We start from the raw sequence: 6965 nt of genomic DNA, 5'->3' as shown, positions 1-6965 counted from the left end.
AGATCGGCGGTGCGCTCGGCGACGCGGTGCTCCAGCTCGTTGCGCGCCTCGGCTTGCAGCGTCAGGCGTTCGTTGAGCCGCGCTCGGCGCTGGAGGACAATGGCGAGTCCCAGACCTGCAAGGCAGAGCGTCAGAAGTGCTGCAACCGTCGCGGTCTTTGCCTGGGTATGGACCGAGCTGGTATCCATCAGCACGTTGACGGTCCAGCCCGCATCCGGCATCGGTTGCGATACGACGAGATATTCCTTCTCGACCCCGCCATCCCGGATGGTCATGACATCGCGTCCTGCGAAGCTGCCGCGCTCGACCGGCAATTCGCGGAGCCTGGCGTCCGCATACCGCCGCGACGCCTCCGTGCGGGCGATCCGGTCGGGCGTCAGCGGCAGGATGCTGGCATAAAGCCATTCGGGACTGCCGGTCATGAAGATGATGCCCTCGGGATCCGAAACGAAAATCCGATCGTCGCCGCCGCCCCAGGAGGCTTCGAGGTTGTCGATATCCACCTTGAAGACGATCACCCCGCGGATGGCGCCGCCGATCTCGATCGGCGACCCGAAATAGTAGCCGCGCTTCAAAGACGTCGTGCCGAGCGCATAAAAGCGCGACTGGCGGCCCTCCGCCGCATCCTGGAAATAGGGTCGATAGGTGAAATTCTCGCCGACGAAGCTGACCGGGCTGTCATAATTGCTGGCCGCGATCGTCTCGCCGTCCATGGTCATCACGTAAATGTCGGAGGATTTCAGAACCCCATTGATCTCCTTGAGATAAGTGTTCGTTGTCGCCCGCAGCGTCTCGTTCTTCGGATCGAGGATCAGCGCCTCGATATTCTGCTGGTCGGCGATCAGAGCCGGCAATGCCTCGTAACGCTTCAGATGGCCGTCGAGCGCCGACACCGCCAGGCGCAGCGTTGTGCCCGCCTGGATCTCGGCCTCGTCGATATAACCCCGCGCGAGGATATCGCTGCCCTTGAAGACCAGCGCAACGCCGATCGCCGCAAGCAGGGCCAACGGCAGAAGAATGCGATATCTCAACAGGTCCGGTTTCCTCCGCTCATTTTCCCGCCCGGGCTGACGGAAAAACGGCATTCTAACCGCTGCACTGGTGATTTCCATAAAATCCTTCAGGAATGGGCCGGCATCTCGGATCATGGTCGCTACAGGCGTTTGAAGGCGCCGGCGTGCGTGATCGGATCGTGCAAGCATTCCTCGTATCGTCGCAATAATTTCCACCCGCTGCTTGACTTCACGACTGATCGTGCTTCGATCACAGGCGCAAATGGGGAAAGCCACAAGGGGGTTTCAATGGTCTATCTACTCGCACTTTTGATCGGTGTCGTCGCCGGCCTGCGCGCCATGACCGCGCCTGCCGCAATCGCCTGGGCCGCCTATCTCGGCTGGCTCAACCTCTCCGGCTCCTGGCTCGCCTTCATGGGCACCATCTGGGCCGTCGGCATCTTCACCATCCTTGCCGTCGTCGAACTGGTCACCGACCAGCTTCCCTCGACGCCAAGCCGCAAAGTGCCGCAGCAGTTCGGCGCCCGCCTGATCATGGGCGCGCTCACGGGTGCGGCGATCGGCACGCCCTATGGCGGCTGGATCGTCGGCCTCATTGCCGGCATCATCGGCGCTGCGATCGGCACCTATGGTGGCGCCGCCGTCCGCGGCAAGCTGGCCGCCAGCTTCGGCAAGGATCCCCCGGCCGCCTTCATCGAGGACGCTGTCGCGATCATCGCGGCCTACCTCATCGTCGCGTCCCTACCTGTCGCGGCCGCGGTATGAAAAGCTTCGACGCCATCATCATCGGGGCCGGCCAGGCAGGCCCCTCGCTCGCAGGACGCTTCAACGACGCCGGCAAGACCGTTGCGATCATCGAACGCAAACATGTCGGCGGCACCTGCGTCAATACCGGATGCAAGCCGACCAAGACGCTCGTCGCCAGCGCCTATGCCGCCCACGTCGCCCGCCGCGGCGGTGACTATGGCGTGGTGCTCGATGGCCCGGTGAACATCGACATGCCGACCGTCATGCGGCGTTCGCACAAGGTGACGCTCGACTCGCGCCACGGTAACGAAAGCTGGCTCGAAGGCATGCCCAACTGCACTCTGATCCGCGGCCACGCCCGGTTCGAGGATAAGAACACGATCCGCGTCGGCGACGAACTTCTGACCGCGCCGCAGATCTTCCTGAACGTCGGCGGTCGTGCCGCAATCCCGGACTTCCCGGGCGTCGGCGACGTGCCCTACATGACCAACAGCGACATCGTTCTGCTCGACCGGGTGCCGAAACATCTGGTCATCATCGGTGGCAGCTATATCGGGCTGGAATTCGCGCAGATCTACCGCCGCTTCGGGGCCGAGGTGACCGTCGTCGAAAAAGGCCCGCGTCTGGTCGGGCGCGAAGACGAGGAGATTTCGCAGGCGATCCGCGAAATCCTCGAAGCCGAAGGCATCCATATCCGCACCGGCGCGGAATGCATCCGTTTCAGCAGCCTTGAAGACGGCGTCGCCGTCGGCGTCGATTGCACCCAAGGCGCTCCGGAAGTGATCGGCTCCGACGTTCTGCTCGCGGTCGGCCGCCGTCCGAACACCGACGATCTCGGCCTCGATAAGGCCGGCGTCGAACTGGATGCAAAGGGTTACATCAAGGTCGGCGACGACCTCTCGACCAATGTCGAAGGCATCTGGGCGATGGGCGACTGCAACGGCAAAGGCGCCTTCACCCACACCGCCTATAACGACTTCGAGATCATCGCCGCAAACCTCTTCGACGGCGAGAACCGCAAGGTCTCCGACCGGCTGGTCGGTTACGCGCTTTATATCGACCCGCCACTCGGCCGTGTCGGCATGAGCGAGGCAGAGGCGCGCAAGTCTGGGCGGAAGGTCCTGGTCGGTCGTCAGTCCATGGCAAGGGTCGGCCGCGCGGTCGAAAAGGGCGAAACGCAGGGCCTGATGAAATTCGTGGCCGATGCGGACACGCACGAGATCCTCGGTGCCGCGATCCTCGGAACCGGTGGCGACGAATCGATCCACGGCGTGCTCGACATGATGAATGCCCGCGCCACCTACGATACGCTGCGCTGGGCGGTGCCGATCCATCCGACGGTCTCGGAATTCTGGCCGACCGTGGTGCTCGGCATGAAGCCGATCTGAGCCTCTTTTGGACACGATTACAATTTTATCGACCGCCTGAAGCGGCCGGCAAGCATTTCCATTTATGACCGGAGGCATCAGTGTCCCTGTTGATGATGGAAACAGATGTGCGGTTTTGCGGGTTTCGTCGGTGAGGCATACGGCTCCGGAGATTCGGAGGCCTTGCTGTCTTCGATGGCACAGGCGATCGCCCATCGCGGACCGGACGGACAAGGTGTGTTCACCGCTCCCGGCCTCGGCCTTACGCATGTCCGGCTGTCGATCGTCGGGCTTTCCGACGGCCAGCAGCCGATGACGGACGCCGAGGCCCGCTTTACCATCGTCTTCAACGGCGAGATCTTCAACTATGTCGAACTGCGCGACGAACTGAAGGCGCGCGGCGTCACCTTCCGAACCGGCAGCGATACGGAAGTCCTGCTGCAGCTTTATGCGACTTATGGCGAAGCCTGCCTCTCGCGCCTCAACGGCGATTATGCCTTCGCCATCTGGGATCACCGCGAGCGCCGGCTGATGCTCGCCCGCGACCGGATGGGGGTCAGGCCACTCTTTTATACCGAGCACAAGGGTTCGCTGTATTTTGCCTCGGAGATCAAGGCATTGCTTCAGATGCCGGGTATCGAGGCCGAACTCGATCCAATCGCCCTCGACCAGATTTTTACCCTTTGGACGCCGATCCCGCCGCGCACTGCCTTCAATGGCATTTTCGAGCTCGAACCCGGCCACCTGATGATCGCCAGGAACGGCCGGACTGAAACCCGGCCCTATTGGGTGCTTGATTTCCCGGATGCCGGCGATCACGTCGAAGCCGATCAGTCCGTTCGGGAAGAGGAGTTGCGGGCGCTGTTGACCGATGCGACGCAGCTGCGCATGCGCGCCGACGTGCCGGTTGGCGCCTATCTCTCCGGCGGGCTCGACTCCTCGCTGATCGCGGCGCTCGCCGCACCGATGGCTCCGAATGGCCTCGACACCTTCTCAGTCACTTTCGACGACGCCGAGCACGACGAAAGCGCTTTCCAGCGGCAAGTCGCAGAAGCGCTCGGCACCCGTCATCGCGCCGTCGCCAGCGGCTCGGCCGATATCGCCGCAAGTTTTCCGGATGTGATCCGTTTCACCGAACGGCCGGTCCTGCGCACCGCCCCTGCCCCGCTCTACCGCCTCTCAGGCCTTGTTCGCGATGCCGGCATGAAGGTGGTGCTGACCGGCGAAGGCGCCGACGAGGTATTCGCCGGCTACGACATTTTTCGCGAGGCACGGGTGCGCCGTTTCTGTGCCCGCCAGCCAGGATCGAAGATGCGCCCGCATCTTTTCCGCAAGCTCTATCCCTATCTGCCGGGGCTAAAGCAGCAGTCGGCCGAATATCTCGCCGCCTTCTTCGGCGCCGGCAACGAGGCGACGGACGATCCGCTGTTCTCCCACCGCCCGCGCTTCCGCTCGACGGCGGCCGCCAAGATCTTCTATTCCGACGATCTCCGCGCCACGCTCGGCACCTACGATGCCGCCGAAGAACTCGCCTCCCGCCTGCCGGAAAACTTCGGCCGCTGGCATCCGCTGCATCAGGCACAATATCTCGAAAGCCGTTTTCTGCTGCCCGGCTATATCCTGTCGAGCCAGGGCGACCGCATGGCGATGGCGCATGGGATCGAAGGCCGCTTCCCCTTCCTCGACCACCGATTAGTGGAATTCGCCAGTCGCCTGACGCCGGGCATGAAGCTCAAGGGCCTCGACGAGAAGCACATCCTGCGCCATGTCGCCGGGGACCTGCTGCCCGATGTCATCAGCAAGCGTCCGAAACAGCCCTACCGCGCACCGGACAGCCGTTCCTTCATCGGTAATAACGCGCAGGCCTATGTCGGCGAGATGCTCGGCGAACAGGCAATCGCTGCCTCCGGTCTCTTTAATCCGAAGGCCGTCGCAAAACTCCATCAGAAATGCCGCTTGGCCCCAGTCTCCGGGTTTCGCGACAACGCCGCTTTCGTCGGCATATTGTCCACCCAACTCTGGCTGAAGGGTTTTACCCGATCCGCCGCGGACGAGGCGCATCCCATTCGCAAGGCTGCCTATTAGCTCTTGAAAATCTTCAATTAACTTAAAATTCACGACAATTGGTCATGATCGCCGGAGTGTGTCCAATTGTAGGTTCTTTCGCTGTGGCGGGAGGGCGGAGGTAGTCCATGTACGAGCCGAAGGAGCCACATACTCGGCGGTCGGCATCGGCCCGGGCGTCGCGTTATCGCAGCGACTATCAGAGCTCACTCCTGAACCACCCTCTCCTCGAAGAGGAAGAACCCGAAGAACGCCCCCCGGCACGCCATCAGCCTCGTCCTTCTTCGGCACCTGACTATCGACCCCGTTCGGATTATCATCGCCATCCGCCCGCCTATGAACGGGAAGATGACGACCGGATGCGATACGAGGACATTCCGTTTGAAAAACGGATCGAGGCACAGCTTCACAGCCTGACGGAGATACAGTTCACCGATATCATCCGCTGGCTGCGCAAGGGCTTTCTGCGGATCATTGCCGCCGCGATCCTCGGCGCCGTGCTCGCGCTGCTTTACGCCGCCATTGCCTCGCCGCGCTATACGGTCAGCACCGAGATCATCATCGATCCTTCCAACCTCAACGTCGTTTCCGACGATGTCTTCTCCGCCAACCCGCAGCGGGACTCCCAGCTTCTGGAGGTCGAGAGCAAATTGCGGGTGCTGACGTCTCGTAACGTGCTGACCAAGGTCATCAACGATCTCAACCTCACCGAAGACCCGGAATTCAACCGCCCCGGACGGCTCGACGGCCTGCGCAACCTCATTTCGTCGCCGTCCGCGCCCGAGGACAGGCAGTTGAGCGTCCTGCGGCAGCTCGAAAAGCAGGTTACCGCGACCCGCGACGACGGCTCGTTCGTCGTCGTCCTCTCCGTATGGACGGGAGACGTCGACAAGTCGATCAAGCTGTCGAACGCGATCGTCTCGGCCTTCGAAGGCGAACTGTTCAAATCCTCCTCGGCCAGCGCCGGCCAGCTTGCAATCGGCCTCAACAGCCGGCTCGATGAACTGCGCCGCTCCGTCACGCAAGCCGAGGAGAAGGTCGAGCAGTTCAAGCGCCAGAACGACCTGCAATCGACGGCCGGCGAACTCACCAGCACCCGTATTTCCGGCGCGCTCGACACCCAGGTTCTCGACGCCCAGCAACGGCTGATTCAGGCCGATACCCGCTATAAGCAGCTGCAGGCGGCCTATGCCGACAGGCGGGTTGCGAACTCGGCTGTCTTCGACTCTGCCACCATGGTCACCCTGCGCGCCAGCTATAGCGCCTTGCAGCAGCAGATCAGCTCGATGACGCTCGTCTATGGCGCCCGCCACCCGCGCCTTGTCGCTCTGCAGTCTGAACTTGCTTCCGTCGATCGCGCCATCTCCGAGGAAGCCGCCCGTCTTCTCCAGTCCGCCAAGACCGACGTCGATCAGGCAAACAACGCTCTTCAGGAACTGCGCCGCAAGTCCGACGCCTCGCGCTCGACCGTGTTTACCGAAAACGACGCCCAGGTGCGCCTGCGTGAGCTTGAGCGGGATGCACGCTCCAAGGCCGCCGTCTACGAAACCTATCTGTCGCGAACGCACCAGATCAGTGAACGTCAGCAGATCGATACCAGCAATGTCCGGGTGATTTCGCCGCCGGTGCCGCCGCAATCGAAGAGCTGGCCGCCAAGCTCGCTGCTGCTGATGATCGGCGGCGCTTTCGCTGGCGCCATTTTCGGCGTGCTGATGGCACTCACGTTCGGCCTGTTCGGCCATATGCGCGAAGCCGGCCGCGAGTTCGCCTGAAC

Annotated in this window: 5 protein-coding genes; 4 read left to right on the top strand and 1 reads right to left on the bottom strand. The window is 62.6% G+C overall.

The features are described from left to right. The coding region (locus MOV61_RS15400) for a cache domain-containing protein (protein ID WP_309493811.1) at positions 1 to 1031 on the bottom strand (1031 nt) is incomplete at its 3' end. Between the two features lie 270 nt (positions 1032 to 1301). Between MOV61_RS15400 and MOV61_RS15395 the strand changes: the two genes are divergently transcribed. From MOV61_RS15395 to MOV61_RS15380, 4 genes are all read left to right on the top strand, one after another. Further along, positions 1302 to 1778: a DUF4126 family protein gene (locus tag MOV61_RS15395; RefSeq protein ID WP_247137202.1), complete on the top strand. Its 477-nt coding sequence runs from the start codon at positions 1302 to 1304 to the stop codon at positions 1776 to 1778. Next, a complete protein-coding gene (locus MOV61_RS15390; RefSeq protein WP_247137201.1) occupies positions 1775 to 3148 on the top strand; it encodes an FAD-containing oxidoreductase in 1374 nt (457 codons plus the stop codon). The genes MOV61_RS15395 and MOV61_RS15390 overlap by 4 nt, the downstream gene beginning before the upstream one ends. Positions 3149 to 3253: 105 nt before the next feature. Then, positions 3254 to 5212 (top strand): asparagine synthase (glutamine-hydrolyzing), encoded by a 1959-nt coding sequence (gene asnB / locus MOV61_RS15385; RefSeq protein ID WP_247137200.1) that lies wholly within the window; start codon positions 3254 to 3256, stop codon positions 5210 to 5212. 107 nt (positions 5213 to 5319) lie between these two features. Continuing rightward, positions 5320 to 6963 carry a GumC family protein gene (locus MOV61_RS15380; protein ID WP_247137199.1) on the top strand — a complete coding sequence of 548 codons (1644 nt, stop codon included), beginning with the start codon at positions 5320 to 5322 and terminating at the stop codon, positions 6961 to 6963. Positions 6964 to 6965: the final 2 nt, after the last annotated feature.

Origin of the sequence: Neorhizobium sp. BETTINA12A (assembly GCF_023006485.1) — a bacterium.
GTDB lineage: Bacteria > Pseudomonadota > Alphaproteobacteria > Rhizobiales > Rhizobiaceae > Neorhizobium.
Note: the sequence above shows the minus strand (reverse complement) of the source record. Positions and strands in the feature narration are given on the sequence as shown.

What these genes read in the sequence shown, in the direction of transcription:
- MOV61_RS15395 (WP_247137202.1), top strand. Translation starts at nt 1,302, where the DNA reads ATGGTCTATCTACTCGCACTTTTGATCGGTGTCGTCGCCGGCCTGCGC.
- MOV61_RS15390 (WP_247137201.1), top strand. Translation starts at nt 1,775, where the DNA reads ATGAAAAGCTTCGACGCCATCATCATCGGGGCCGGCCAGGCAGGCCCC.
- asnB (WP_247137200.1), top strand. Translation starts at nt 3,254, where the DNA reads ATGTGCGGTTTTGCGGGTTTCGTCGGTGAGGCATACGGCTCCGGAGAT.
- MOV61_RS15380 (WP_247137199.1), top strand. Translation starts at nt 5,320, where the DNA reads ATGTACGAGCCGAAGGAGCCACATACTCGGCGGTCGGCATCGGCCCGG.